Genomic DNA, 25,156 nt, shown 5'->3' on the forward strand with positions numbered 1-25,156 from the left:
TCCCACACTAACCGCGTTCAACTGGAGGGGACTGCGCCGCCCCGCCTTCCAACTTGCGCCACAACAACCGTACGTTGGCCTTGCGCACCAACGCGCAGCGATACAGGCGAATCTCCAACGGCACATGCCATTGCGGCCCGCCGCACACCACCAGTTCGCCCCGCGCCAATTCGGCACGCACACTCAGTTGCGGCACCCAGGCAATGCCCAGCCCCTCCAGCGCCATGCTTTTGAGGCTATCGGCCATGGCGGTTTCGTAGATGGTGGTAAAGCGCAGGGAGCGCTGGCGCAGCAGCAGGTTTACCGAGCGCCCCAGAAACGCTCCGGCGCTGTAAGCCAGTAACGGCACACTGCCCTCGCCTTCCAGGTCGAACAGCGGCTTGCCGTCGGCATCGGCGGCACACACCGGGAGCATTTCGGTGTTGCCCAGGTGCAGCGACGGGAAGATTTCCGGGTCCATCTGCATGGCCGCGTCCGGGTCGTAGAACGCCAGCATCAAATCGCAGCCGCCTTCGCGCAGTGCATGCACCGCGTCGCCCACGTTGGTGGCAACCAGCCGCGTGGCGATGTTCAGGCCTTCATTGCGCAGTTGCGCGATCCAGCGCGGGAAGAAGCCCAGCGCCAGGGAATGCGCTGCCGCCACTTGCATGACCTCGCCCTGCCCGCCTTCCAGGTGATGCAAATGGCGCAGCACTTCGCCGAGCTGCTCGACCACCGTGCGCGCGGTCACCAGAAACAACTGCCCCGCCGCCGTCAGTTCGACTGGCGTGCGCGAGCGGTTGACCAGGGTCAGGCCCAGCGCGGCTTCAAGGCTGCGAATACGCCGGCTGAATGCCGGCTGGGTGACAAAGCGCCGCTCCGCCGCCTGGGAAAAGCTGCGGGTCGCCGCCAAGGCGCTGAAGTCTTCCAGCCATTTGCTCTCAAGGTTCATCACTTCCTCCCACGGGTACGCACCATTTTGGCACACACGCCCGCCATGATAACCGGGTCACACCTACATTATGCCGTTTGTGCATAGGCCAGTGTTTAACAGCATTGGCCCAAAAACTCCCACAAGCCTAGCATTCGCAGCGTTCCGGCCAGTTCCGGGTCCATATCGAGATGATTTCCGTCATGTCCTCCGCTGCATCATTCCGCACAGAAAAAGACCTGCTTGGCGTACTCGAAGTACCGGCTCAAGCGTATTACGGCATCCAGACCCTGCGAGCGGTGAACAACTTCCGCCTCTCGGGCGTTCCGATTTCGCATTACCCGAAATTGGTGGTCGGCCTGGCAATGGTCAAGCAAGCGGCTGCTGACGCCAACCGCGAGTTGGGCCAGCTCAGCGAAGCCAAGCACGCTGCCATCAGCGAAGCCTGTGCCCGTCTGATCCGCGGCGATTTCCACGAAGAGTTCGTGGTGGACATGATTCAAGGCGGCGCCGGCACTTCAACCAACATGAATGCCAACGAAGTCATCGCCAACATCGCGTTGGAGGCCATGGGCCACAACAAGGGCGAATATCAGTACCTGCACCCTAACAACGATGTGAACATGGCGCAGTCGACCAACGACGCCTACCCGACCGCGATCCGTTTGGGTCTGCTGCTGGGCCATGACGCGCTGCTGGCCAGCCTCGACAGCCTGATCCAGGCGTTCGCCGCCAAAGGCGTCGAGTTCAGCCACGTGCTGAAAATGGGCCGCACTCAATTGCAAGACGCCGTGCCGATGACCCTCGGCCAGGAATTCCGTGCCTTCGCCACCACCCTCGGTGAAGACTTGGCCCGCCTGAAAACCCTGGCGCCAGAACTGCTCACCGAAGTGAACCTGGGCGGCACCGCCATCGGCACCGGCATCAACGCCGACCCGCGTTACCAGGCCCTGGCCGTACAACGCTTGGCGCTGATCAGCGGCCAGCCGCTGGTACCGGCCGCCGACTTGATCGAAGCCACCTCCGACATGGGCGCGTTCGTGCTGTTCTCCGGCATGCTCAAGCGTACCGCGGTGAAGCTGTCGAAGATCTGCAACGACCTGCGCCTGCTGTCCAGCGGCCCACGCACCGGCATCAACGAGATCAACTTGCCGGCACGCCAGCCAGGCAGCTCGATCATGCCCGGCAAGGTCAACCCGGTTATCCCGGAAGCCGTGAACCAAGTGGCGTTCCAGGTAATCGGCAACGATTTGGCCCTGACCATGGCAGCCGAAGGCGGCCAACTGCAGCTGAACGTGATGGAGCCGCTGATCGCCTTCAAGATCTTCGACTCGATCCGCCTGCTGCAACGCGCCATGGACATGCTGCGCGAGCACTGCATCGTCGGCATCACCGCCAACGAAGCCCGTTGCCGCGAGCTGGTGGAGCACTCCATCGGCCTGGTGACCGCGCTGAACCCGTACATCGGCTATGAAAACGCCACCCGCATTGCGCGTATCGCCCTTGAAAGCGGCCGCGGCGTGCTGGAACTGGTGCGCGAAGAAGGCTTGCTCGACGACGCCATGCTCGACGACATCCTGCGCCCCGAAAACATGATTGCCCCACGTCTGGTCCCACTGAAGGCCTGACGTTTGTTGCACCGCTCACCAGGTTGAGGGACTAGACACCTCTCACCTTTTGAGGGCCTGAAGGCTCGTTCTTCAGGCCCTTTTTTTTGCCTCAAGGTTGCGAAATGACGCCCATAAAAAATCCAATATCGCCCTGCAAACCCTCCTTGCCTGCAACAGCTTGGCTGAAACCTTTAATCGCCCCGTGCAGACGGATCACGCTCTCCTAGGTATAGTGCCGCCCCTCTTCGCGTCAGAGATCGTCGGTAACGAGGTCCTGGACAGCGCGAAACCGCATGAATAACAACACCCGCAAAAGGATTGGGGTCGAAGCGTCGTGCACTGCCTGGTGCCGAGCGATGCGTCGCACCGTCCTGCGTTTTTGCCATTAGAAAAATCAGCGAGGAACACTCCATGCTCGAAGTCATCAACGACTTCCTCTCAGGGAAAGTACTGATCGTGCTCATTGTCGGGCTCGGCGGCTATTTCACGATTCGCTCGCGTTTCGTTCAGTTGCGCCACTTTTTCCACATGTTCTCGGTGTTCAAAGACAGCCTGAAGAGCAGCTCCGGCCAGCTCAGCTCGTTCCAGGCGCTGATGCTCAGCCTGGCCGGCCGTGTGGGTGCCGGTAACATCGCAGGCGTCGGTATCGCCGTGACGCTGGGTGGCCCCGGTGCCGTGTTCTGGATGTGGGTCACCGCGCTGGTGGGCATGTCTTCGAGCTTTATCGAGTGCTCCCTCGGCCAGCTGTACAAACGCACCGACGCTGAAGGCACCTACCGTGGCGGCCCGGCGTACTACATTCAGCACGGCCTGCAGAAGCGCTGGCTGGGTATGGTCATGGCGTTCCTGTTGCTGGTGACCTTCGGTTTCGCCTTCAACGGCCTGCAAGCCCACGCTGTGACCCACTCGCTGAACAACGCGTTCGGCCTGGACACCACCTACACCGGCCTCGCGCTGGCGGTATTGCTGGGCCTGGTGTTCATCGGCGGGATCAAGCGTATCGCCTCGATCGCCGACCTGCTGGTGCCAGTCAAGACCCTGGTCTACATCGCCGTGACCCTATATGTGATCGTGCTGCAATTCGACCACGTGCCGGCCATGCTCGCGACCATCGTCAAGAGCGCCTTCGGCCTCGACCAGGCTTTCGGTGGCCTGGTGGGCAGCGCGATCATCATGGGTGTGAAGCGCGGCGTGTTCGCCAACGAAGCCGGTTTGGGCAGTGCGCCTAACGTGGCGGCAGTGGCCTCGGTAGAACACCCGATCGCCCAAGGTGTGGTGCAGGCGTTCAGCGTGTTCCTGGACACCTTCGTAATCTGCACCTGCACCGCGTTGCTGATCCTGCTCTCCGGTTTCTACACCCCAGGCTTTGAAGGCGACGGCATTGCCCTGACCCAGAACTCCCTGGCGGCGGTCGTCGGCGACTGGGGCCGGATGTTCATCTCGGTGGCCCTGGCGTTGTTCGTGTTCACCTCGATCATGTACAACTACTACCTCGGCGAGAGCAACCTGCGCTTCATCGTGGGCGACAACCGCAAGGTGCTGATGGGCTACCGCGCGCTGGTGCTGGTGTTGATTTTCTGGGGTTCCATCGAGAACCTGAGCACCGTGTTCGCCTTCGCCGACATCACCATGACCCTGCTGGCGTTCGTCAACCTGTTCGCCCTGGCGTTCCTGTTCAAGATCGCCATGCGCATCCTGAACGACTACGACGGCCAGCGCGCGGCGGGCATCAAGACCCCGGTGTTCGACTCCAGCCAGTTCCCTGACCTGGACCTGGACCGCAAGGCCTGGCCTGCGAACCCGGTGAAGCCTGAGCCTGGCGCTCAAGCCTCGGCTGAACTGAACGCTCAAGCGCAACGCTGAGCGTCACAAGCCTAGATAGATGACACGCCGCCCGGCCTTGGGCATGCTCTGGGCCCGGCGGCGTTTTTCGTTCAGGAGAAGTCTCGATGTCCACAGCTAACACCATCATGGTGCTCTACACCGGCGGCACCATCGGCATGCAAGCCAGCGCCAACGGCCTGGCCCCGGCATCCGGTTTCGAAGCGCGCATGCGCGAACAGCTTGCCACCTTGCCACTGCCTGCCTGGCGCTTCCGGGAAATGGCGCCCCTGATCGACAGCGCCAACATGACCCCGGCCTACTGGCAGCGCCTGCGCGTCGCGGTGATTGAAGCCGTGGACGAGGGCTGCGACGCAGTACTGATCCTGCACGGCACCGACACCCTGGCTTACAGCGCGGCGGCCATGAGCTTCCAGTTGCTCGGCCTGCCGGCGCCGGTTGTGTTCACCGGTTCGATGCTGCCCGCCGGCGTGCCCGACAGCGATGCCTGGGAGAACGTCAGTGGCGCCATGCGCGCGTTGGGCGAAGGCCTGTCGCCGGGCGTTCAGCTGTATTTCCATGGCGCGCTGATGGCGCCGACGCGTTGCGCAAAGGTCCGCAGCTTCGGTCGCCATCCCTTCGCCGCGCTGCAGCGTAACGGTGGCGTCGCCAGGGCCCAGGCCATTCCCGCCGCCCTGGATTATCGCCAACCCAAGGCCCTGGCCAACGTCGGTGTGTTGCCGCTGGTGCCGGGCATCGCCGCGGGCCAACTGGACGCGCTGATCGACAGCGGCATTCAGGCACTGGTGCTGGAATGCTTCGGCAGCGGCACCGGGCCGAGCGATAACCCGGCGTTCCTCGCCAGCCTTGAGCGGGCGCAGGCGCTGGACGTGGTCGTGGTGGCAATCACCCAATGCCATGAAGGCGGCGTGGAGCTGGATGTGTACGAAGCCGGCAGCCGTTTGCGCGGCGTGGGCGTCCTGTCTGGCGGTGGCATGACCCGCGAGGCGGTGTTCGGCAAATTGCAGGCCCTGCTTGGTGCCGGGCTTGCGACCAGCGAAATCCGCCGCCTGGTGGAACTGGACCTGTGCGGCGAACTGAGCTGACCGGCATGTAACTTGCTCCCCTTCCAGCCATCCCCTGGCTGGAAGTTCCCATGCTGCACTCCCACCTCACCACCCTCAATGCGGTTTCGTTGGTGCTCAACACCTTCAAGGCCGAAGGTTTGCCGTTTGAGGCGCTGCTGGCCGGCAGTGGTATCTGCGCGGCGGACCTGAGCCGCTCCGACACGCGCATCACCACCAATCAGGAGATGCGCGTGTGTGCCAATGCCGTGGCCTTGCGCCAGGATGTCGGCCTGGAGCTGGGTCGCCAAATGCATGTTTCGGCCTACGGCATGCTCGGTTACGCCCTGCTCACCAGTGCCACCTTCGGTGACGCTTTGCGCCTGGCCCTGCGTTATCCGGCGCTGTTGGGAACACTTTTCGAGCTGAGCCTTGAAGAGGACGGCGATCGCATCTGGTTCACCGCCAGCGACTACCGCGAAAACCCTGCGCTGGAAATGTTCAACGTCGAACTGTGCCTGGCCTCGCTCAAGGTGATCTGCGATGACCTGCTCGGCCAGCCCTTGCCGCTGCTCGCCGCGCGCTTTGAACATGACGCCCCGGACTACCGCCCGCGCTACACCGAGCGCTTCCCTTGCCCGTTGCAGTTTCAGGCCACCGCCAATGCCTTTGCCTTCGACAAGCACTGGCTCGACCGGCCGCTGCCGCTGGCCGATGCGATTACCCACCAGGCCATGGCCGAGCGCTGCCGCAAACAGAACCTGGAGTTCACCGGGCGCCAGGCCTGGCTGGGCAGGATTCGCCAGCTGCTCACCGCCCAACTCAACGCAGCACCTGGCCTGGAAGGCCTGGCCGAGCAGATGAACTGTTCGGCGCGCACCCTGCGTCGGCATCTGCACGACCTGGGCTGCAGCTATCAGGAACTGCTGGACGAGCTGCGCTTTGAGCGCGCCAAGCAGCTGTTGGCTGAAAACCAATGGCCGATCTATCGGATTGCCGAGGCGTTGGGCTTCAGCGAAACCGCGAGTTTCAGGCATGCGTTTGTTCGCTGGAGCGGCGTGGCGCCGAGCCAATTTCGACCATGACGCCCCATTGAGGGGCGAATTTCGGACAGACAATTTGGCCATATTCATCCCCTTTTGGCCGCTCCTGCCATTCTCATAAACCGCGTCCGCCGCAAGACTGCATCCACCGATACAGCCTGCGGAGAACAACAAATGCTGACGATCTACTCGGACGATCACCACCTGCACCACGGCCGTTGCGAACTGATGGACGGGCAACTGATGCCCTGCTTTGAGATGCCCTCGCGTGCCGACCACGTGCTGCAACGGGTCAAGGACCGTGAACTGGGGCCGGTCAACGCGCCACAGGACTTTGGGCTGGCACCGCTGCAACGCATTCACAGCCGTGACTACCTGGATTTTTTCAAAGGTGCCTGGGAGCGCTGGACCGAGTTTGGCCAGGACGGCGACCTGCTGCCCTACACCTGGCCCGCCCGCACCTTGCGCCGCGTGTTGCCCACCAGCCTGCACGGGCAGCTCGGTTACTACAGCTTCGACGGCGGCGCACCGATTACCGCCGGCACCTGGCAAGCGGCCTACAGCGCGGCGCAAGTCGCCCTCACCGCCCAGGCCGCCATCCAACAGGGCGCCCACAGCGCCTTCGCCCTGTGCCGCCCGCCGGGGCATCACGCCGCCAGCGATTTGATGGGCGGCTATTGCTACCTCAATAACGCCGCCATCGCGGCCCAGGCCTTTTTGGATCAGGGCCACAAAAAAGTCGCGATTCTCGATGTGGATTACCACCACGGCAACGGCACCCAGTCGATTTTCTATGAACGCAGCGATGTGCTGTTCACCTCGATCCACGGCCACCCGGAAGCGGAATTTCCGTTTTTCCTGGGTTATGCCGATGAGCTGGGCGACGACGCGGGTCAAGGTTTCAACTTCAACTATCCGCTGCCCGCCGGCTCCGGCTGGAACACCTGGAGCGCCGCGCTGGAGCAGGCCTGCCAGGAAATTACACGCTACGGCGCCGACATCATCGTCGTGTCCCTGGGTGTGGACACCTTCAAGGACGACCCGATCTCGCAGTTCAAGCTCGACAGCCCGGACTACCTGGCCATGGGCGCGCGTATCGCCCGGCTGGGCAAGCCCACGCTGTTTGTGATGGAAGGCGGCTATGCGGTGGAAGAAATCGGCATCAACGCCGTCAACGTTCTCGAAGGTTTTGAAGGGGCAGCCCAATGAACATGCTCAAGTCACTCGTGCTCTGCGCCGCCGTTATCAGCGGCGCGGCGCATGCCGAAGAGAAAACCCTGCGGGTCTACAACTGGTTCGACTACATCACGCCCAAAGCGCTGGATGACTTCAAGGCACAGCACTCCGACATCAAGCTGGTGTACGACATTTTCGACACCAACGAGGCGTTGGAAGCCAAGCTGCTTACCGGCAACTCCGGCTATGACGTGGTGGTGCCGTCCAACGTGTTCCTGGCCAAACAGATCGAAGCCGGCGTATTCCAGCCGCTGGACCGCAGCCAGCTGCCGAACTGGAACCACCTCGATCCCAAGCTGATGAAGCTGATCGAAGCCAATGACCCAGGCAATAAATTCGCCGTGCCCTACATGTACGGCACCATCCTCATCGGCTTCAACCCGGCCAAGGTCAAGGCCGCGCTGGGTGACAACGCGCCGGTGGACAGCTGGGACCTGATCTTCAAGGAAGAAAACATCAGCAAGCTCAAGCAGTGCGGCGTCGCGCTGCTGGACTCGCCTTCGGAGATTCTGCCGCTGGCCCTGCAACACCTGGGCCTTGACCCCAACAGCAGCAACCCCAAGGACTATGAAAAAGCCGAGGCGCTGCTGATGAAAATCCGCCCCTACATCACGTACTTTCACTCCTCCAAGTACATGGCCGATATCGCCAACGGTGACATCTGTGTGGCCGTTGGATATTCCGGCAGCTTTTCCCAGGCCGCCAACCGCGCCAAAGAGGCGAAGAACGGTGTGACCGTGGACATGCGCCTGCCCAAGGAAGGTGCGCCGATCTGGTTCGACATGCTCGCCATCCCCAAAGGCGCCAAGAACCCGCAGGACGCCTACACCTTTATCAACTACCTGCTGCAACCGCAGGTGATCGCGCCGATCAGCGATTTTGTCGGCTACCCCAACCCCAACAAAGACGCGACCGAGCAGGTGGACCCGTCGATTCGCAACAACCCCAACCTGTACCCGACCGAAGCGGCCATGGCCACGCTCTACACCTTGAAACCGCTGGGGCGCGACGCCGAGCGCGCTCGCACGCGGGCCTGGACCAAGATCAAGTCGGGCACCTGACACCCCACCGCCAACGGACAGTCAGTGACCACAGGACTGACTGTCCGCCACCCAGCTGCTCGCAAGAGAACCTGCCGCCTGCGCAGCACCGCACGCCTGCCCGCCTGGTTGCCGGGCACATCGACCACAGGCCACGCCCACACCCCGCCGCCGCTAATTAAGTAATGCCCGAACCCTCCTCATCGCGCCTAACGTGAGCGCGATCGTCGCCGCGAGATCAGCCAGGAGCCGCTACAGCCAGGGATCTGCGCGCTGAGGCCCAGGGGCGACCTCGCGTATTTCTCAAGGCCAAGGAGTGCCCATGAAAGACCTCGTTCCAACCGAAAACAGCGGATTAGTAGCGCAGCTGGCTACCGGCCCGTCCCTGCGTGAAGTGGCTTGCACCACCTTGCGTGCGGCGCTGCGCGAGCTGTATCCGGAATTGGATATCAACCCGGACCTGGCCATCGTCAACGCCCCGCAATGGCTCGAACTGGGCGGCGACATCATCCCCGCCAAGCCGGCGACGGACACCCTCACCGGCGCCCTGACACGCAGTGCAATTTCCCGCGTGGCCGTGACTTACCTTGATAGCGAACACTACCTGGCGTACCCCTCAGGCAATGGTCCTGACGTGCACCTGCCCGTCAGGATCGACGCAATAGGCCGACTGATCAATGAGCTCGCGCCGCTGCTGTTCGTGGCCTTCCAGGAGCAACAGATAGATTTCTGGAACCAGAGTGCAGGCACCAGCGGCCCACGCTGGCGGATATTTGCCCAGTCGCTGCGTGAGGTGTGGAACGTGCAAGAGGTTCATGGCTGGGACGCCGACGACTGCGCCGTGGCGCGGGCGGTGTTTCACTATCCCGAGTTCATCGAGCGCCAGCCCCACGACCCGTATGCGACACGCGCCTACCTGGTGGACATCGATGCGCAGGACAGCAGCGGCACCCAGCACATCAGCGTCATGGCGATGGCCGTGCTGATCGCGCGTCACGGTGAACAGACCCTCATCCTCAGCTACTCGATCGATACCGGCTATGCAAAATTTGCCAGCCTGGAGGCCTTCGGCCAGACACTGTTGCCCTATATAGCCGACTTGCCCGGCAAAACCCTGAACTGGCGCTTGCTGGAGCCGGACGGCAACTTTTTCGAACACCAGGCCTTCAGCCTGATCGGCTTGCAAATCGAAGCCATGGGCGATCTCGACCTTGCCGATGGGGCCCCCAAATCGCTGCTGCCCACCCGCACGGTCGGCGTGCAAGGGGTCGAGCTGGCGCTTCTCGATCAGTCGCGTATTGGCAGCGCGCGACGGGCGTTGCCGACGTGGCTGCTGCAGGCCTCGGAAACCGACCAGTCAGCCTACGGGCGCTACATGATGGACCTGGCCGCGCTGAGCCTTCAAAGCAAAGGCAAGACCTTCATGGACGAGTTGCCGACCCTCACCGACTTCACCCGCACGGCCTTGCGCACGGCGCTGATCAAGGATCATCCACAGGCCTCCCGGCTGGACCTCGACCGCGTGACGATAACCATCACCAGCCAAGTCGTGTGGGGGACCGTCGCGCTGCCTGGCCAGACGCAAACCCTGACCTTGAGCCTGGTCGAGCTGGCCTTGCAAAACCTCGTCGCCCTGCCGCTGGGCAACAAGACGGTGAATTACCAGGACGCCAGCCCGACACCCGCGTGGATGACCGCAGACTACCTGGAGCAACTGATCACCCAGGCAGACATTGGCAAGCACTACCCCGAGCGGGTCAGCACGCTGCTGCTGGACAATCCCGAGCAAGCGTTGCGGCGCCAAGAGTTGTACGCCGGACAATTGCGCCTGCAACTGCCCTTGCTGGCGTTGCAGTACAAGATTCGCGGCCTGTTCAACGTTGACGAACAGGGTTATCGCTACGCGCACGCGGTCATGGCCAGCAACGCGCAACACCGCCGCGTGGACGGCATCACCGTGGTGATCCGGCCGCTGGCACTGCGCCCCAAGTGGCGCGCGAGCGGGACCACCGACAGCGTCGATAATATGTTTCTCATTGGGCCACAGGACCCTGCGAATGGTCCTTGTCTGTTGTATCGACCACTGGCCAACGAACCCTTGATGCAGTTTCCCTCACAGGCCAACCTGCTTTACGCCATCAAGCAGGACACACCATTACGCCAGTCGGTACTGGCCTGGTTGCCCGACGCTGTGCGCCCGGATTATGCCCAGTTTGTCTTCCCCGGCAGCCTGCCTTCGCCCTGGGTCCTGCCGACGCTGCTCAGCGAGCCGGTGAGTTCGATGGTAATGAGCGGCCCGATTGAATTCGGCACCCAGGCGCTGGGCGCGGACAGCCTGGCGGTGCTGTACACCGCCAACGCCCGCGCCCTGGTGACACTGGCCGACCGTCAATCGGTGTCCAATGCCGAGGCTCGCTGGGAAAGCTTCAAGCATGCCGGCTGGATCGTTCTGAATGCGGCCCTGCCGTTCATGGGCCGCACAGCGGGCGCCGCAGCCTGGATCTGGCAGCTCATGGATGACCTGCAGCAGGTTATCGAGGCCCGAGAAAGCGGCGATCAAACGGCGGGCGTGAGTGCTGCCGTGGACCTTTTTCTGACCCTGGGCATGGCCCTGGCGCTGCACATCAGTCTGCAGCACGCGCCGGCGCGTGCGCCTGAAAAAAGCCCGCCGCCGGCACCGCCGTTACCGGCCAAACCGTCGATCATCCAGCACCCCACGCTCGACACCGCCCATCTGCCGACTGAGCATGAAATCAACCTTCACACCCGCGGCGCCCTCACGCGTAGCCGCAACAGCCTGGACGCGACACTGGACAGTTTCAGCCTGGCCAAACCCGAAGGGCTGGGCGAAATAATCACCCAGCCCGGCCCCCATCTGCACCTCTACCCCAAGGGCCAGGCGTGGTACGTCCCGGTGGCGCAGCGCTGGTTCGAAGTGGCGCTGGATGAAAACGACACCGTGATGATCATCGACCCCAAGGCCCCAAACCGCGAAGGCCCGGCCTTGATCGGCAACCGCCTCGGCCAGTGGTTTGTCGACACCCGGTTGCGCCTGCGCGGCGGCGGAATGCGCAGCCGGCGACAGAAAGGCCAGCGCCTGAGGCCGCCGAAAATTCGCGAACTGCGTGAGCAACTGGCGGCGTTCGACACGCAGGTCGATCGACGACGCCAGGACATGATGGGGTTGCAGCAGGCCATCGATCACGCGCCACCGGCCGATCGCGCAAACGCCCGCACCACCTACCTGACGCACGTCAGCAGGCGCCTGGAAGAATTGGACGTACCGATCGCCCAGCTCAAATCGCTGAACATCCTCGATACCGTGCCGACGTATCAGGAAGCCATGCTGGGCTATCTGCAAGACCAGATGGTCCTGGCGCGAAGTGCCACCGCCGAACAGATGATCCGCTTTCGAGACGGGCTGCACACCGTTTCTGAATACCTGGACAAAGAGGACTTGCCCGACACCCCGATGGCCCTGGAAGACTGCCGTGCCGTCGACGCGTCGACCCAGGCCATGGTCGAGCGCATCGGTTACCTGCAATCACGTTTCAAGGAGGCCCGCACCCTGGGGGTCAAAGGCGCAGAACTGGTGCTGCGCCACGAACAGGTGCTGCCCAAGATAACCCTGGATGATCTCAAGGCCTTCCGCATCACCCTGTCGCGCTTCCTTTGCGTGAATGAAGCCGCCTCGGCCAGCAAAGACACCGCCCGCTCGGCGATCGCGCAGATGGTCGACCGGGCCGACCTGGCGGTGCAGAGCCTGTGCGAGGCTTTGCAGCCAGACAATCTGGCCACGCTGGATGAACAGATCGAAGTCCTCGACAGCCTGGTAGACCAGTTCACTGGCCTGGATCAAAGCCTGGCGGATTTGCCGGCCGATTTTCCACTGGACGTACACCGCCCCGCCCTGCAGACCTTGCAGCAGCTCACCGATGAATTCGCCCAACGGGCGATCAAGCAAATGACCACGCTGCTGCGCGAGCGCAAGGCCCTGGAGTCGGCGATTGCCGGCCCTTCGACGCCTGTGCCCAGACCGCAGAAAAAGGTGATCAAGACCCGCTTCCAGGGCATCGTGGTCGGCGAAGAACGCCCGCTACAAGCGGGAGAACCGACCCCGTTGGTGGAGGTCAAGCAAGCACTGACCGGCAAGGTGATTGCCCTGTTTCATAAAAAGGACGGGGTATGGGTTGAGCGTGAGCGTGCGGTGGCGCGGCCCACTGCGCGGGCACAGTCGCGAAACGTGGCCGCCAGCATCGCCAGTGCCCAGGCGCTGCTCGACGATGTCGAACAGTTCATCACGCGCACCCAGCGCCTGGCCGGCGAGGCAAGACGCCTGCCCGTGGAAATCGAAGAGCGTTTTCACCGCCGCGCCGCGCAGCTGGCGCAGTCCGGCGAGGATATTGAGGAGGCATTGACCGCCAGCAACGTGACCGAAAGCGGCTCACCGTCGGCCGCCTTGATCAACCGCAGCCTTGATGCCGCGATCAAACGCCTCTACACCGAGGGCCTGCGCACCCGGCTCGACATGCTCAAGCAGCGCCCACCGACCGCGGCCCATGTCGAACTGCTGTACCGCGAACACGAGATCATCATCAAACCGCTGCCAGGCCCACGCAGCAAGCTTTCCGGGCGCCACAAGGGCTATTTGAAGGAGTACGAAATCCTCGACGCCAAGCACTCGAATGCGCTGTGGTACGCCCACTTTCACTACAAGGACCTGGCAAGCCCCGAGGAGGCTTACACCGCCGCGCACCTCAAGACCCAATCGCAGCGGCGCCTGGGCGGCAAGTATGAAGCGCTGGCCAAGGCCGATGACCGCGACAACATCGCGGTGTACCGCAGTGAGATCGGGCCGTTGCTGGCGCGGTCACTGTTCTTCAAGACGGCCGCCTTGCCGGTGCCCCGGCGCTGAAGGTGGCGGCTGACAACCCCAGGCGCGGTACAACCGTCCAAGCGCCTGCGCGATGCTCGCCGGCGGCACGGCGGCAAACCCCAAGACCAGCCCGGCGCGCTGGTCGGGAGGTGTGCTGGAGTTCGGCAGCCAATAGGCGCTCAAGCCATTGACCTCGACCCCCACGGCGTGGGCCTGTGCCACCAGTTGCTGTTCGCGGGCGAGGCTGTCCACTCGCACCGTGAGGTGCAAGCCTGCCGCGACAGTGGGCAGGCTGCTCACGCCCTGCAGCTGACCGGGCCAGCCGCTCAACAGCGCGTCACGGCGGCTCAGCGCGGCGCGTCGCATACGCCGGATATGCCGCTGAAAGTGCCCCGCCGCCATAAACTCCGCCATCACCGCCTGGGTACTGACCTCCGAGTGGCGCATGTCGACCGCACGGCGCCGCGCAAACGCATCCACCAGGGCCGGCGGCAACACCAGGTAACCCAGACGCAACGCGGGAAACGCCACTTTGCCGAATGTGCCCACATACAGCACCCGCCCCTTGCGATCCAGCGCGGCCAAGGGCGACAAGGGTGCGCCGCTGTAACGGTACTCGCCGTCGTAGTCATCCTCGATGATCCAACCGCCCGTGCGCTCGGCCCAGGCCAGCAGTTCAAGGCGGCGGGCCAGGCTCATGACCACGCCCAACGGGTACTGGTGGGAGGGGGTGACATACGCCACGCGACAATCGCTCAGGGTATTGAGCACCTGGCAGTCAATGCCCTCGCCGTCCACGGGTACGCCGTGCAGGTGCCCACCGGCCAGGGCAAACGCGTGACCGGCGGCGCGGTAGCCCGGATTTTCTACCGCCACGCCATCGCCCGGCTCTACCAGCAACTGTGCACAAAGGCTGATCGCCTGCTGCGCGCCGCAGGTGATCACAATTTGCTCAGCCGCACATTGCATGCCCCTTGAACTGCGCAAATAAGCGGCAATCAGACCGCGCAGGCGCGCGTCACCCGCCGGGTCGCCGTAGCACAGCTGCTCCAGGTCGGGTTTGCGCCAAAAAGCCCCATTCAGCTTGGCCCAGACCTCAAACGGGAACAGGTCAAAGGCAGGCACACCCACGCGAAATGCCCGTGGCGGCCCCGACGGAGGCTGAGACAGATGGTTGGCTTTTACCCGCGCCAGGCTGGTGCTGTGGATAACTTCATGGTCCAGATCTTCCGGCAAATCCGACCATTTTGTGGATAAGGCTGGGGATAAGCCTGTTGAAAACCCTGTGGATACTTTTGTGGATAATTTTTTCGCTGTCGGCAACTGGGCAACGTAGGTGCCGTCGCCAACACGGCTCTCGATAAACCCCTCTGCATACAGCTGGTCATAGGCGCGCACCACACTGTTGCGGGAAATCGACAACGCCGCCGCCAGGTCACGTGTGGGAGGCAACCGCGTTCCGCTGACCAGTCGCCCGTCCAACACGCGCTGGCGCAGGGCGTCATACAGCTGGCGCGTCAAACCCAGGCGGCGATCCAGCTCGATCCCAGCGGGGTTGAAAGACAGCGGCGGTGTGATGGGCGACATATTGGACCTATGAAATTGGTGCCAGTTGGCTCTTACAACAGACCAATAGCCTGCCTAGGATGCAGGCATTCGCCAAGGAATATTTCCATGTACACACCCCGCGCCTTTGCCCTCGACGATTTGCCCGAACTGCAGCAACTGATCCAGCACACTCGCCTGGCGCAGCTGGTGACCTTTGGCGAGCAGGGCCTGCAGGCCAGTCACCTGCCGCTGCTGCTCAACCCCGATCAAGGCCCGAACGGTACGCTTTACGGGCACATGGCCAAGGCCAACCCCCAGTGGCGCGACCTGCAAAATGGCAGTGAAGCCCTGGTGATCTTTGCCGGCGCCGACGCCTACATCAGCCCGGCGTTTTACCCGGCCAAGGCCGAGCACGGCAAAGTGGTGCCCACCTGGAATTACATCGCCGTGCATGCGTACGGCAAGGCCGAGGTATTTACCGATGCCGAGCGCTTGCTGGCGGTGGTCACGGCGCTGACCGATCGCCACGAAGGCAACCGCGCCCAGCCCTGGAGCGTCAGCGATGCCCCCGCCGACTACATTGACGGCATGCTCAAGGCCATCGTCGGCTTCGCCCTGCCCATCGAGCGCCTGATCGGCAAACGCAAACTCAGCCAGAACCGCAGCCAGGCCGATATCAACGGCGTGCGCGAGGGCTTGGCCGCCAGCATTGATGTGCGCGATCAGACGCTCGCGCGCTTTATCCCTCAAGGAGGCACAGAATGAGCCAGATCGATATCCGCCCCGTCACCGCAGCCGACCATGCCGCCTGGCTGCCACTGTGGCAGGCGTACTTGAAGTTTTACGAAACCCAATTGCCCGACGCCGTCAGCCAAAGCACCTGGCAGCGCCTGATCGATGCCAGTGAGCCGACCCATTCCGCCCTGGCCTGGCAGGACGGCAAGGCGGTGGGCATGGTCAACTTCATCTACCACCGCTCCAACTGGAGCATCGAAAATTCCTGCTACCTGCAGGACCTGCTGGTGGAGCCGGCCCAACGTGGCAGCGGCGTGGGTCGCAAGCTGATCGAGTTTGTCTACGCCACCGCCAAGGCCGACGGTTGCTGCAAGGTCCATTGGTTGACCCACGAGAGCAATGCCACCGCGATTCAACTCTACGAACGTATTGCCGAACGTCCTGGCTTTATCCAATTTCGCAAAGGTCTTTAAGGAAATCCGCATGCCTATCTCACCCGCCGACTGGAAAGGCGTTCCCGCGCCCACCGTTCAAGTGCTCGAAGGGCGTTTCATCCGCCTGGAAAAACTCGACCCCGCGCGTCATGGCGATGGCCTGTTCCAGGCCCTTGAAGGCCCTGGCGCCGATCCTAAGCTCTGGGACTATTTGCCTTATGGCCCCTTCCCCGAGCGCGCCGCGTTTGATGCCTGGCTCAACAACCATGCCCAGCACAGCGACCCGTACTTCTTCAGCGTGATCGACCGCCAGAGCGGCGAGGTACAGGGCATCCTCAGCCTGATGTCCATCGTCCCGGCCCAGGGCCGCATCGAGATCGGCCACGTGACCTTCGGCGCGCCGATGCAACGCTCGCCCAAAAGCACCGAAGCGGTGTACCTGCTGGCCAATCACGCTTTTGAGCAGGGCTACCGTCGCCTGGAATGGAAGTGCAACAACGCCAATGCCCGTTCCAAATACGCGGCGCAGCGCTTGGGCTTCAGCTTTGAAGGCGTGTTCCGCCAGCACATGGTGGTCAAGGGGCAGAACCGCGATACGGCGTGGTATTCGATCCTGGATTCGGAATGGCCAACCCTTGGAGCAGGGTTTGAAGCGTGGCTGTCCGAGGCAAACCAGCAGGGTTCTGGCCAACTGAAAACACTGGCCGAGTGCCGGGCCTGATTCTGAGCCACAACACACAACCAATGTGGGCGCGGGCGTGCTCGCGAAGACGGTAGACCAGTCAACACCTGCAATACCTGACACACCGCTTTCGCCAGCAAGCCCGCGCCACAGGTGATCTGCAGCGGGCCCACTGCTGTCATCTCCCCGACACATTCCTGCAATCACCCTTCGCTATACAGGTCGACTCGTTTCCATAACAAGGTCGTCCGCCATGCCCCCGTCGCCCCACCGCCTCGCACTCGCCATCACGTTATTGGCCAGCAGCCTCGCTGAAGCGGCGCCTGCGCCGACCAAAACCGTGCTGATCGACACGCCCACCACCGCGGGGCAAACCCTGACCGGCAACGATTCGTTGACCACCACGGCGCCGGGCAGCATCACCACCTCCGGCGTGGCCGTCACGCTCAAGGATGGCACCAGCGGGGCGGGCGTGGTGATCACCAACGCGGGCAAGCTGGCCTCAACCGGAGGGCGCGCAATCGACAGTTCGGGCACGCTCACCGGGGCGCGTAACTACAGCGTCTACAACCTCGCGGGCGGTGTGATCCAGGGCGCCAATGACGCGCTGCGCATCAACAGCAACTTTGCCGGCGGCCGTTTGTTGATCGACAACAGCGGCACCCTTCGCTCGGCCACCGGCCAAGCGCTGGACCTGGATGCGATCCGCAGCGCCAACGTGACGACCACGATCATCAACCGCGCCGGTGGGTTGATTCGTGGCGATGCCAGTGACGGCATGAAGACCGGCGCCAACGCGAACATTACCAACTATGGCGAGATCTCCACCGGCGACACGTTCTCGCGCGATGACAAATTCGACGGCGTCGATATCGATTCCGCCACCGGTGTGACGGTGACCAACTACGGCCTGATTTCTGGCGGTCGCCATGGCATCACCACCGACCTGGGTGCTTCGCTGACCAACTACGGCACGGTGATTGGCCGCAACGGCTCGGGCTTTGGCTCCGACGGCGATGGCACGGTGATCAACCACGGCACCATCACCGGCGCCTTCTCCGGGTTGCAGCCGGACGGCGACGGCGATGGCGTGGACATCGACAAAATCGCGCATATCGAAAACTACGGCATCATCCAGGGCATCGGTGCCGGCGGTGTCGACAAAAATGGTTTTGCCAACGGCAGCGAAGGCATCGCCCTGGGCGGCGGCTATGTGTACAACGCCAAGGGTGCGCTGGTCAGCGGCGCCAACAACGCGATCCTGGTGGACGACGGTAGCGACGGCCCGGGCGTTGCCGCGACCACCCTGGAAAACCACGGCGTCATTCAGGGACTGAATGGCTTTGGCGTGAAGTTTGTCGGCAACTTTGCCGACACCGTGATCAACGGCGGCACCATCAGCGGCAGCAATGGCCTGGCTGTGGATCTGGGCGGCGGTGATGACACGCTGGTGTTGCTCAGTGGCAGCCGCTTTCTCGGCCTGGTGGATGGCGGCGCCGGTTATGACCGGCTGAGCCTGGATGATGCTGCAGGCGGCAGTTTCGGCAACAGCCGCAATTTTGAATGGCTGGCCGTGAAGCAAGGCACCTGGACCCTCACCGGCAGCGGCGATTTCAGCGACGGCGGCGAGATTTTCAGCGGTGCCAAACTGATCAACCAGGGCGGCATCGCCGGTAACGTGACAGTCGATGCCGGCGGCATCTACGCCGGAGGCGGCTCGGTGGGCAGCCTGGTGGTCAACGGCACGCTGCAAACCAATACGGCGCTGGGCACCGCCACCATCGCCCGCGACCTGACCATGGGCAGCGGCTCGACCCTGGCCTATGGCGTGAATGCCGATGGCAGCAGCGCGCCGATCAAGGTCGGCGGCACGGCCAACCTCAATGGCGCGACCCTGGCAATCAACCCTGCCAGCGGCACGTATCCATGGCAGAGCCATTACACCGTGCTGCAAGCCGGCAGTATCAAGGGGCAATTCGGTACCGTCACCAGCGACTATGCATTCCTCACGCCGAGCCTGGATTACAGCCCAACCCAAGTCGGCCTGACGTACGCCCGTAACGACATTGCTTTCAATCAGTTCGCCACTACCGGCAACGGCGCCAGTGCGGCCAACAGCCTGGCAGGCCTGGGCACCCACAATCCGCTGTATAACGCCCTGCTCTCCACCACCACCGCCACCGCAGGCGCAGCCATCGAGCAATTGGCCGGCAGCAGCACTGCCAACCTCACTGGCGCCACCCTCGGCGCCAGCGCCCAGGTAGGCAACAGCATGCTTGCGGCAATGCATCAATTGGGCGGCGGCGCGGGCTTGATGGTCGGGCTTGATCAGCGCGACACCCCAGTGCTCGCCGCCAGCGGCGTACCCAACGATGCGCGCAACCTCAATGACCCGAACGCGCGTGGCCGCCTGTGGCTGCAGGGCATCGGCAGCTACGGCAAGCTTGATGGCGAGCACGGCAGCAACGGCCTGACCCAACGCACCAAAGGCACAGTGCTGGGGGCCGATTGGGCCCTCGACAGCGACTGGCGCGTGGGTTTGCTGGGCGGTTATTCGAAGACCGACCTGGACACCACCGGCGTGGACGGCAGCGTCGACAGCTGGCACGCCGGCGTCTACGCCATGCGCCAGAGTGGGCCTCTGGCCTTGCGCCTGGGCGCGGCTTACAGCGGGCACCAGGGCGACAGCAAACGCACGGTGGCCTTCAACGGTTTCAACGACCGCCCCAAAGGCGACTATGACGCCAACAGCCAGCAGGCCTTTGCCGAACTCGGTTACGCCATGGGCAGCGGCCACCTGAGTGCCGAGCCATTCGCCAACCTCGGCTACCAGCGCTACCAGCGTGACAGCTACACCGAAAAAGGCGGCGCCGCCGCACTGCATGTCGACGGTCAGACCCAGGACAATTTCAGCAGCACATTCGGTTTGCGCCTGGCGCACCTGAGCCAACTGGACAACGGCATCAGCCTCACGCCCCGTGTCAGCGCCGGCTGGAAGCACACTTACGGCGATGTCGACAGCAGCACGCGCCAGGCTTTCCTGGCCGGCGGCACAGCGTTCAATGTCGAAGGCAGCGCCCTGGACCGCAACAGCCTGCTACTCGAGGCCGGGCTGGACGTAGGCTTGTCGGCGCACCATAGCCTGGGCCTGGGCTACACCGGCGAGATCGGCAGCAACAGCTGCAATCACGCGTTGGTCGGCCAATGGCAGATGAGTTTTTAATCGCTCAGCACTAAAGACAACTCCCGCGAATCAGGGGTCGGTAGCCTGACAGTTATCGCCCCGTCATCTCGCTAAATTTCCGGCCTCTTATTCCATGAGGCTGGATTTACATGTCACTTGCACAAAAACAGTTCGCTATAGCCCTTACCCTCATGCTGGTGGTCACAGCTGCTCCGTTTGCACAGGCGCAGAGGAACATGGAGCACGACAGCGACTGGCTTAACGAGATCCCTCTGGGCGATCAGCCCGCCGTGGACGACCGCGCGCCTCCCGCGCCTGCCGATGAGTTTTACCTCGTCGAGCATGCCACCACCCATAACGGCAAACAGGCGGCAATCATGCTTGATTACGCTATTGATCAACTGTTGGAGTCCGGCGCGTTGAGCAAGCGCGAACAGGACGCACTCGAGCACCTGGGCAGTTACCTGGGCAGCCTGGCGCCAGGCAACGTCGGCGCGGTGCTTGAGCAATTGGCGGGCAGCCAGCATGCCAATCTGGGCACCGCCACCCAAGACAGCCTGAAACAGCTGAACGCCAACCTGCTGTCGGCGATCCGCGAACTGAGCGGCCAGACACGCGAAGACGCTCGGGTGTGGTTCAACGGCCTGGGCAACAGCGGCAAGCTCGACGACCACCGCGGCAGCGCCGGTTTGCAACAGCGCACACAAGGCCTGATGGTCGGCGCCGACTGGTCGGTGGACACCGCCTGGCGCTTGGGCGTAATGGGGGCCAAGTCAGGCAGCAACCTGAACGCCAAACGTTTCAAGGCCGAACTGGAAAGCTGGCACCTGGGCGCCTACGCCTTGCGCCAGGACGGCCCGCTGGCACTGCGCCTGGGGGCGATTTACAGCCACCACGATGGGCGAAATAAACGCAGCGTCGACGTCGACTTCCTCAACTTGCGCGACCAACTCAGGGGCAAGTACAGCGCTCAAAGCCAGAACGCATTCGCCGAGTTGGGCTATCAACTGGGCGGTGCCGCAATCAGCATCGAGCCCTTTGCCGGCCTCGGTTGGCAGCGCTATCACCGCGACAGCTTCACCGAAAAAGGTGGCGTGACAGCCCTTAACGTCGGCGAACAAACCCAGCAGAACCTGAACAGCACCTTCGGCCTGCGCCTGTCGAGCCTGTATGCCCTGGGCAATCAGATGATCCTCAACCCCCACTTGAGTACACACTGGCAGCACCTCTATGGCGACGTCAGCAGTACGCTTCGCCAATCTTCGGCATGGGATAAACGCGATGATTTCGACAGCGGCTTCACCCTCAAAGGCACCGCCCTGGACCGCAACAGCCTGGGCCTGCGCGCCGGTCTCGACCTTGCACTGTCGCCCCAACACACGCTGGGCCTGACCTACACCGCTGACGTTGGCAGCAACAGTCGCCATCAGGGGTTGATGGGCCAATGGGCCATGGGCTTTTGACCCACGCTTTATTTCAGGCGAAAAAAAAGGGGGGCACCTGCCCCCCCGAGGATTAAGCGGTTGTCTTGAAGGCTGTGACTCAGCCTTCGATTTCAATCAGGATTTCGCCAGGGTTGACCCGGTCGCCCTTGGCCACATGAACGGCGGAAACTTTGCCGGCAATCGCGGCCTGCACTTCGGTTTCCATCTTCATGGCTTCGGTAATCAGCACGGCCTGGCCGGCTTTGACCACGTCGCCTTCCTTGACCAGTACGTCGACGATATTGCCCGGCATCGCCGTGCTGACATGGCCCGGCTCGGTCGCGTGCTTGCGCTTGCTGCCGCCGCTGCTGACGAACTCGTTGAGCGGTTCGAACACCACTTCTTCAGGCATGCCGTCGATGGACAGGTAGAAGTGGCGCTTGCCTTCGGCCTTGACGCCGACACCGGTGATGTCGACGCGGTAGCTTTCGCCGTGCACATCGATCACGAACTCGGTCGGCACGCCTTCGCCACCGGCACGCGCTACGCCGCCGGCCTCAGGAATCGGCAACAACACTTCCGGGCTCAAGGTGCCGGCGTCACGCTCCTCGAGGAACTTGCGCCCGATGTCCGGGAACATCGCGTAGGTCAGCACGTCTTCTTCGGACTTGGCCAACGCGCCGATTTCGCCGCGCAGCTTGGTCATTTCCGGCTTGAGCAGGTCGGCCGGGCGGTGGTCGATCACTTCTTCGCTGCCGATGGCCTGGCGGCGCAGTTTTTCATTCACCGTGCCCGGCGCTTTGCCGTAGCCGCCTTGCAGGTAGAGCTTCACTTCATTGGTGATGGTCTTGTAACGCTCGCCGGCCAGCACGTTGAAGAACGCCTGGGTGCCGACGATCTGCGAGGTCGGAGTCACCAGCGGCGGGAAACCGAGGTCTTCACGCACACGCGGGATTTCGGCCAGCACTTCGCTCATGCGGTTGAGCGCGCCCTGCTCTTTCAACTGGTTGGCCAGGTTGGAAATCATCCCGCCCGGCACCTGGTTGACTTGTACGCGGGTGTCGACGGCGGTGAATTCGCTTTCGAACTGGTGGTATTTCTTACGCACGGCGTAGAAATACAGGCCGATTTCCTGCAGCAGTTCCAGGTCGAGGCCGGTGTCGAATTCACTGCCTTTGAGGGCGGCAACCATCGACTCGGTGCCTGGGTGGCTGGTGCCCCAGGCGAAGCTGGAAATGGCGGTGTCGATGTGATCGGCACCGTTTTCGATGGCCTTGAGTTGGCACATCGCGGCCAAACCCGCCGTGTCGTGAGAGTGGATAAAGATCGGCAGGCTCTGCTCGGCCTTGAGTGCCTTGACCAGCTCGCCCGTGGCGTACGGCGTCAGCAGGCCGGCCATGTCTTTGATGGCGACCGAGTCGCAGCCCATGGCTTCCATTTGCTTGGCCTGGGCCACAAACGCGTCGATGGTGTGCACCGGGCTGGTGGTGTAGGCGATGGTGCCCTGGGCATGCTTGCCGGCGGCTTTCACCGCTTCGATGGCCACACGCAGGTTACGCACGTCGTTCATGGCGTCGAAGATGCGGAACACGTCGATGCCATTCACGGCAGCCTTGGCGACGAAGGCTCTGACCACGTCGTCGCTGTAGTGGCGGTAGCCCAACAGGTTCTGGCCGCGCAGCAGCATTTGCAGGCGCGTGTTGGGCAACGCAGCGCGCAGTTTGCGCAGGCGCTCCCACGGGTCTTCTTTGAGGAAACGTACACAGGCGTCGAAGGTCGCGCCGCCCCAGACTTCCAGCGACCAGTAGCCGACTTTGTCGAGCTTGTCGCAGATCGGCAGCATGTCGTCGGTGCGCATGCGGGTCGCCAGCAACGATTGGTGGGCGTCGCGCAGGATGGTGTCGGTGACAAAGATTTTCTTGGACATTGTTGTATTCCTCACAGGCCTGCGTGGGCGGCAATGGCGGCGGCGATGGCCAGGGCCAGCTCTTCGGGTTTGCGCTTGATCGAGTAGTTGGTCAGCTCAGTGTGGCTTTCCACGAAACTGGTGTTGAACTGGCCGCTGCGGAATTCCGGGTTGCGCAGGATTTCCTGGTAGTAGGCGGCGGTGGTCTTCACGCCTTGCAGGCGCATGTCGTCCAGGGCACGCAGGCCACGGTCCATGGCTTCTTCCCAGGTCAACGCCCACACCACCAGCTTCAGGCACATGGAGTCGTAAAACGGAGGGATGGTGTAGCCGGTGTAGATCGCCGTGTCGGTACGCACGCCGGGACCGCCGGGCGCGTAGTAACGGGTGATCTTGCCGAAGCTGGGCAGGAAGTTGTTCTTCGGGTCTTCGGCGTTGATACGAAACTGCAACGCGAAACCACGGTGCTGGATGTCTTCCTGTTTCACCGACAGCGGCAGGCCCGAGGCGATGCGGATCTGCTCACGCACGATGTCGATGCCGGTGATTTCTTCGGTGATGGTGTGTTCCACCTGCACCCGGGTGTTCATCTCCATGAAGTACACCTCGCCCTCGGCGAGCAGAAACTCCACGGTGCCGGCGTTCTCGTAACCCACGGCCTTGGCGGCACGCACCGACAGGTCGCCGATGTAGGCGCGCTGTTCCGGGGTGAGCTGCGGGCTTGGAGCAATTTCGATGAGCTTCTGGTTGCGGCGCTGAATCGAGCAATCACGCTCGAACAGGTGCACCACGTTGCCAAAGCTGTCACCGAGGATTTGCGCTTCGATGTGCTTGGGATTGACGATGCATTTTTCCAGGAACACTTCCGCCGAACCGAAGGCCTTGGTGGCTTCGGAAATTACGCGAGGGAAGGCTTGTTCGAGTTCTTCGCGGCTGTTGCAGCGGCGGATACCACGACCGCCACCACCGGAGGTGGCTTTTAGCATCACCGGGTAACCAATGCGGTCGCCTTCGGTGAGGGCTTCGGCGATGTCGGCGACGTTGCCTTCGGTGCCGGGCGTCACCGGCACACCGGCCTTGATCATGCTGCGGCGCGCTTCGGTCTTGTCGCCCATGCGGCGAATCACTTCGGCCGACGGGCCGATGAATTTGATCCCGCGTTCGGCGCAGATGTCTGCCAGCTCGGCGTTTTCCGACAGGAAACCGTAGCCGGGGTGCAGCGCATCACAGCCGGTTTCCACGGCCAGGTTCACCAGCTTGCGCGGGTTCAGGTAGCCAGCCAGAGGCTCGGCACCAATGCTGTGGGCTTCGTCGGCACGTTTGACGTGCAACGCGTGGCGGTCGGCGTCCGAGTAAACCGCGACCGAGCGAATGCCCATCTCGGCGCAGGCACGCACGATTCGTACGGCAATCTCACCACGGTTGGCGATCAGGATCTTTTTTATCACTTGGAAATTCCCTTGAGCCGTTTGCTGCGTCTTCGACCGGTTGGATCCGAGTCGGCGCGTGACCAAATGTTTCATGACAGTCGCGAGACACACACTAGGCGCAACGGAGGATTAACAAAAATCAATAATTATTGGGTTGTGTATAAGTAAACACTTATAGTTGGCCGGACGGCCTGGGGCGAGAGGATTGAAATA

Annotated in this window: 16 protein-coding genes; 12 read left to right on the plus strand and 4 right to left on the minus strand. The window is 62.8% G+C overall.

The annotated features are described in order from the left end of the window. Window positions 1-7: 7 nt before the first annotated feature. The gene (locus tag AACV02_RS18180; RefSeq protein ID WP_106575908.1) at window positions 8-931 is read right to left on the minus strand and encodes a LysR substrate-binding domain-containing protein; all 924 of its coding nucleotides are present in this window, start codon (window positions 929-931) and stop codon (window positions 8-10) included. A 182-nt stretch (window positions 932-1,113) separates the two neighbouring features. On the opposite strand from AACV02_RS18180, the gene aspA reads away from it, so the two are divergent. From aspA to AACV02_RS18215, 7 genes are all read left to right on the plus strand, one after another. Continuing rightward, entirely contained in the window at window positions 1,114-2,538 is a 1,425-nt protein-coding gene (aspA, locus tag AACV02_RS18185; RefSeq protein WP_053258714.1) for an aspartate ammonia-lyase, read from the plus strand. Window positions 2,539-2,931: 393 nt separating this feature from the next. Beyond that, entirely contained in the window at window positions 2,932-4,383 is a 1,452-nt protein-coding gene (locus tag AACV02_RS18190) for an alanine/glycine:cation symporter family protein (protein ID WP_106575909.1), read from the plus strand. Window positions 4,384-4,469: 86 nt separating this feature from the next. Next, window positions 4,470-5,447: an asparaginase gene (locus tag AACV02_RS18195; protein WP_119741122.1), complete on the plus strand. Its 978-nt coding sequence runs from the start codon at window positions 4,470-4,472 to the stop codon at window positions 5,445-5,447. Window positions 5,448-5,497: 50 nt separating this feature from the next. Beyond that, window positions 5,498-6,490 (plus strand): AraC family transcriptional regulator, encoded by a 993-nt coding sequence (locus tag AACV02_RS18200; protein WP_119741125.1) that lies wholly within the window; start codon window positions 5,498-5,500, stop codon window positions 6,488-6,490. A 132-nt stretch (window positions 6,491-6,622) separates the two neighbouring features. Continuing rightward, a complete protein-coding gene (locus AACV02_RS18205) occupies window positions 6,623-7,657 on the plus strand; it encodes a histone deacetylase family protein (protein WP_119741127.1) in 1,035 nt (344 codons plus the stop codon). Beyond that, entirely contained in the window at window positions 7,654-8,745 is a 1,092-nt protein-coding gene (locus tag AACV02_RS18210) for a polyamine ABC transporter substrate-binding protein (RefSeq protein ID WP_119741130.1), read from the plus strand. The genes AACV02_RS18205 and AACV02_RS18210 overlap by 4 nt, the downstream gene beginning before the upstream one ends. A gap of 301 nt (window positions 8,746-9,046) precedes the next feature. Beyond that, on the plus strand, window positions 9,047-13,639 hold the full coding sequence (locus tag AACV02_RS18215) for a dermonecrotic toxin domain-containing protein (RefSeq protein WP_119741133.1): 4,593 nt from the start codon (window positions 9,047-9,049) through the stop codon (window positions 13,637-13,639). On the opposite strand, the gene pdxR is transcribed toward AACV02_RS18215, so the two are convergent. Beyond that, window positions 13,595-15,187, minus strand: coding sequence for a MocR-like pyridoxine biosynthesis transcription factor PdxR (pdxR, locus tag AACV02_RS18220; RefSeq protein WP_119741137.1), 1,593 nt, complete (start codon window positions 15,185-15,187; stop codon window positions 13,595-13,597). The two genes, AACV02_RS18215 and pdxR, sit on opposite strands and share 45 nt — an antisense overlap. A gap of 87 nt (window positions 15,188-15,274) precedes the next feature. Between pdxR and AACV02_RS18225 the strand changes: the two genes are divergently transcribed. The 5 genes from AACV02_RS18225 (at window position 15,275) to AACV02_RS18245 (ending at window position 21,646) form a co-directional block, all read left to right on the plus strand. Then, entirely contained in the window at window positions 15,275-15,913 is a 639-nt protein-coding gene (locus AACV02_RS18225) for an FMN-binding negative transcriptional regulator (protein WP_106575916.1), read from the plus strand. Continuing rightward, complete coding sequence (locus AACV02_RS18230; protein ID WP_119741140.1) at window positions 15,910-16,356, plus strand: GNAT family N-acetyltransferase; 447 nt, start codon at window positions 15,910-15,912, stop codon at window positions 16,354-16,356. Before AACV02_RS18225 ends, AACV02_RS18230 begins: the two co-directional genes overlap by 4 nt. Before the next feature lie 10 nt (window positions 16,357-16,366). Continuing rightward, window positions 16,367-17,038 (plus strand): GNAT family N-acetyltransferase, encoded by a 672-nt coding sequence (locus AACV02_RS18235; protein WP_119741142.1) that lies wholly within the window; start codon window positions 16,367-16,369, stop codon window positions 17,036-17,038. A 214-nt stretch (window positions 17,039-17,252) separates the two neighbouring features. Continuing rightward, window positions 17,253-20,222 carry an autotransporter outer membrane beta-barrel domain-containing protein gene (locus AACV02_RS18240; RefSeq protein WP_119741145.1) on the plus strand — a complete coding sequence of 990 codons (2,970 nt, stop codon included), beginning with the start codon at window positions 17,253-17,255 and terminating at the stop codon, window positions 20,220-20,222. 197 nt (window positions 20,223-20,419) lie between these two features. Further along, window positions 20,420-21,646: an autotransporter outer membrane beta-barrel domain-containing protein gene (locus AACV02_RS18245; RefSeq protein ID WP_372239731.1), complete on the plus strand. Its 1,227-nt coding sequence runs from the start codon at window positions 20,420-20,422 to the stop codon at window positions 21,644-21,646. Between the two features lie 79 nt (window positions 21,647-21,725). Here AACV02_RS18245 and oadA read toward each other — a convergent pair whose 3' ends face one another. Together oadA and AACV02_RS18255 are read right to left on the minus strand one after the other, a co-directional pair. Further along, entirely contained in the window at window positions 21,726-23,534 is a 1,809-nt protein-coding gene (gene oadA / locus AACV02_RS18250; protein WP_119741151.1) for a sodium-extruding oxaloacetate decarboxylase subunit alpha, read from the minus strand. Between the two features lie 11 nt (window positions 23,535-23,545). After that, a complete protein-coding gene (locus AACV02_RS18255; protein ID WP_119741154.1) occupies window positions 23,546-24,961 on the minus strand; it encodes an acetyl-CoA carboxylase biotin carboxylase subunit in 1,416 nt (471 codons plus the stop codon). Window positions 24,962-25,156 lie beyond the last annotated feature (195 nt).

Source organism: Pseudomonas sp. Larv2_ips, from assembly GCF_963879675.1.
Lineage (GTDB): Bacteria > Pseudomonadota > Gammaproteobacteria > Pseudomonadales > Pseudomonadaceae > Aquipseudomonas.

Excerpts from the sequence above, each read along its gene's own strand:
- AACV02_RS18180 (WP_106575908.1), bottom strand. The coding sequence starts at position 931 with ATGAACCTTGAGAGCAAATGGCTGGAAGACTTCAGCGCCTTGGCGGCG.
- aspA (WP_053258714.1), top strand. The coding sequence starts at position 1,114 with ATGTCCTCCGCTGCATCATTCCGCACAGAAAAAGACCTGCTTGGCGTA.
- AACV02_RS18190 (WP_106575909.1), top strand. The coding sequence starts at position 2,932 with ATGCTCGAAGTCATCAACGACTTCCTCTCAGGGAAAGTACTGATCGTG.
- AACV02_RS18195 (WP_119741122.1), top strand. The coding sequence starts at position 4,470 with ATGTCCACAGCTAACACCATCATGGTGCTCTACACCGGCGGCACCATC.
- AACV02_RS18200 (WP_119741125.1), top strand. The coding sequence starts at position 5,498 with ATGCTGCACTCCCACCTCACCACCCTCAATGCGGTTTCGTTGGTGCTC.
- AACV02_RS18205 (WP_119741127.1), top strand. The coding sequence starts at position 6,623 with ATGCTGACGATCTACTCGGACGATCACCACCTGCACCACGGCCGTTGC.
- AACV02_RS18210 (WP_119741130.1), top strand. The coding sequence starts at position 7,654 with ATGAACATGCTCAAGTCACTCGTGCTCTGCGCCGCCGTTATCAGCGGC.
- AACV02_RS18215 (WP_119741133.1), top strand. The coding sequence starts at position 9,047 with ATGAAAGACCTCGTTCCAACCGAAAACAGCGGATTAGTAGCGCAGCTG.
- pdxR (WP_119741137.1), bottom strand. The coding sequence starts at position 15,187 with ATGTCGCCCATCACACCGCCGCTGTCTTTCAACCCCGCTGGGATCGAG.
- AACV02_RS18225 (WP_106575916.1), top strand. The coding sequence starts at position 15,275 with ATGTACACACCCCGCGCCTTTGCCCTCGACGATTTGCCCGAACTGCAG.
- AACV02_RS18230 (WP_119741140.1), top strand. The coding sequence starts at position 15,910 with ATGAGCCAGATCGATATCCGCCCCGTCACCGCAGCCGACCATGCCGCC.
- AACV02_RS18235 (WP_119741142.1), top strand. The coding sequence starts at position 16,367 with ATGCCTATCTCACCCGCCGACTGGAAAGGCGTTCCCGCGCCCACCGTT.
- AACV02_RS18240 (WP_119741145.1), top strand. The coding sequence starts at position 17,253 with ATGCCCCCGTCGCCCCACCGCCTCGCACTCGCCATCACGTTATTGGCC.
- AACV02_RS18245 (WP_372239731.1), top strand. The coding sequence starts at position 20,420 with ATGGAGCACGACAGCGACTGGCTTAACGAGATCCCTCTGGGCGATCAG.
- oadA (WP_119741151.1), bottom strand. The coding sequence starts at position 23,534 with ATGTCCAAGAAAATCTTTGTCACCGACACCATCCTGCGCGACGCCCAC.